The 464-nt window shown below is 73.7% G+C and carries 1 pseudogene; it reads right to left on the bottom strand.

Annotation, left to right across the window (positions count from 1 at the left end):
* Nucleotides 1–58 precede the first annotated feature (58 nt).
* Nucleotides 59–464, bottom strand: a pseudogene (locus E2E34_RS35840) (hypothetical protein); the annotation flags it as partial.

The following is a 464-nucleotide window of genomic DNA, read 5'->3' as shown; positions in this document are numbered from 1 at the left end:
CCCCGGTTCCAGCCCGCCCCCACTCCCGTCGGCCGGATGTCCACCGGCCGCACGTCCGTCAGCGGGTACTTCGACCAGAGCCCGACCGTCCCCACCACCGCGTGATGGGGATAGCCGGCCCGGAGGACCGACGCGTACACCGCCGCGCTGTCGGGGTCAGCTCCTCCAGAGCGACCAGCCCGGGGCGGACCTTCGTCAGGGCCCGGGCCGTGCCCGCCGGATCACCGTTCTCGTCGCTCACGTTGTGCTGCACCACGACCAGGTCGTACGCCGATCCGCCGGCGAGCATCCCGCCGAAGCCCGCCACCCAGGCGGCGACGGGCAGCATCAGGGCCACCAGCATGGCGAGCGACCGCCGCCACCACGACAGGACGAGCAGCACGGGAACGCACATGCCGAGCCACGGCAGGAACGTCTCCAGCAGGCTGCCCGGCCGCCCGGCCAGGTCGGGCACGGCAGACGGA

This window comes from Streptomyces albidochromogenes, from assembly GCF_005981925.1.
GTDB classification, from domain to species: domain Bacteria; phylum Actinomycetota; class Actinomycetes; order Streptomycetales; family Streptomycetaceae; genus Streptomyces; species Streptomyces albidochromogenes.
Note: the sequence above shows the minus strand (reverse complement) of the source record. Positions and strands in the feature narration are given on the sequence as shown.